Source organism: Wolbachia endosymbiont of Tuta absoluta, from assembly GCF_059414725.1.
The window spans coordinates 1-1,517 of record NZ_JBNRJY010000166.1; the positions used below are offsets into that span (position 1 = coordinate 1).

Annotated in this window: 2 protein-coding genes and 1 pseudogene; all 3 read right to left on the bottom strand. The window is 34.3% G+C overall.

The genetic code is table 11. The features are described from left to right. Nucleotides 1–213: 213 nt before the first annotated feature. Nucleotides 214–441 (bottom strand): ankyrin repeat domain-containing protein, encoded by a 228-nt coding sequence (locus ACJ5GX_RS01740; RefSeq protein WP_320109396.1) that lies wholly within the window; start codon nucleotides 439–441, stop codon nucleotides 214–216. After that, nucleotides 438–563, bottom strand: coding sequence for a hypothetical protein (locus tag ACJ5GX_RS01745; RefSeq protein ID WP_255702879.1), 126 nt, complete (start codon nucleotides 561–563; stop codon nucleotides 438–440). The genes ACJ5GX_RS01740 and ACJ5GX_RS01745 overlap by 4 nt, the downstream gene beginning before the upstream one ends. Before the next feature lie 139 nt (nucleotides 564–702). Next, nucleotides 703–1,517 (bottom strand): annotated as a pseudogene (locus ACJ5GX_RS01750) (transposase); the annotation flags it as partial.

Sequence of the window (1,517 nt, forward strand, 5' to 3'; positions counted from 1 at the left end):
TCAACTTGGAGGACATTTGGCTAGAAAAAATGATCTAGAACCAGGCCCCATTACTATTTGGAAAGGATGGAGACGTCTCTTTGATCTAGCAGAAGGATGGCGACTTGCTCACGAACTTTATATTTGTGGGTAATAGTAAGAGACGTATGAACAAGGATTATGAGCATTCTCCCCTCACTTCAAAAACTAATATCTTCTTTAATATGATCACTATTATACTTCACAAATTAGCTCATTTTTTGGTTTGAAGACATGCTCTAAGTGATTATTTTTAGCAGCAAGAGATATAGGTGTTTGTCCGTATTGATTTTTTGCATAAATATCAGCTCTTTCTTCACCCACAAGATAGGTTACTACACTCAAATTACCAACTTTAGCAGCTAAGTGTAAAGGAGTATTGCCATCACTACCTTTAGTGTTAATGCTGGCTCCTCTTTCTATAAGCTCCTTAACTCTATCAAGGTTACCTTTTTTACAGCATCAAATAATTCGCTGTTTGGGTTCTCAATAGAAACCTCTGTTATAGTTGTTGAAGTTTCTGTAGTAAGCTCAGATATTTGCATAAACCCCCCAATGATATTAACCTTTCTTTACACTATAAAGCTGTTACTAAATTATATAAATTTGAGTATCTATAGCATAAGACCTGCTGCGAATCAAGCGATAAAAAAAGGGAAGGAGGGTGACTAAAATCAAGGTTAACTAAAAGGAGTGCTTAAGATTCACAATACCAGCAATAATATTGAACCTCAGGTTATATTTTTTCTGAAAATTGCGGTAAACATGGGACATAATCTTAAATATCTTTACCTCACGGATCTTATTTTCTACTCTCATTCTAAATGATGCTAATCGTCTATTATGCTCTTTCTGCTCTGAAATTAATGGCTTTTTACGGTACTTTTTATATGACATTACTTTGCAATTTTTGCCAACCTTGATATCCAGAATCGGCATATTTTATGCTATCGAGTGGTAGATATTTTCCTTGTTTCCTTATGCGAAAATCACTAATTCTACCACGATATGACTTTGACACTGATAAAATTCTTCCATCTTCTTCGATAACAATCTCAGTTTTCATAGTGTTGGTTCTTTTTTTTCCTGAATATGACTTCTTCCGTTTTTTACTATCTTCTGGCCTCTGTATTTGCTGTTCTGTAACATCAGCCAGAATCTTTAGTATTTTTTCTGATGTCATACTTCTATCTTTTGTTATAGTAACTTTCTTGGCAAGTAATGGCTCTATTTTCTTCAGTAACCTACATACATTTGCGTTGTGCATATTGAACAGGCACCCTAAAAATCTATGTGTTATGTAAGTGCGATAGTACAAAATTACGCAAAATAACTTATCTTCCAGAGTTGGTAGTTGTGATCTTCTACCATGGCACTTTTTCTGTTTTTCAAGTTTTTTCCACTCAGACCTCACTTTTTCCACCACCTTTTCAAACTCCTCTATAGTTAAACCTGTTATATTACGAAAGTTTCTTGGGTGCTTCTTCATTTTATAGTAA

What these genes read in the sequence shown, in the direction of transcription:
- ACJ5GX_RS01745 (WP_255702879.1), bottom strand. Translation starts at nt 563, where the DNA reads ATGCAAATATCTGAGCTTACTACAGAAACTTCAACAACTATAACAGAG.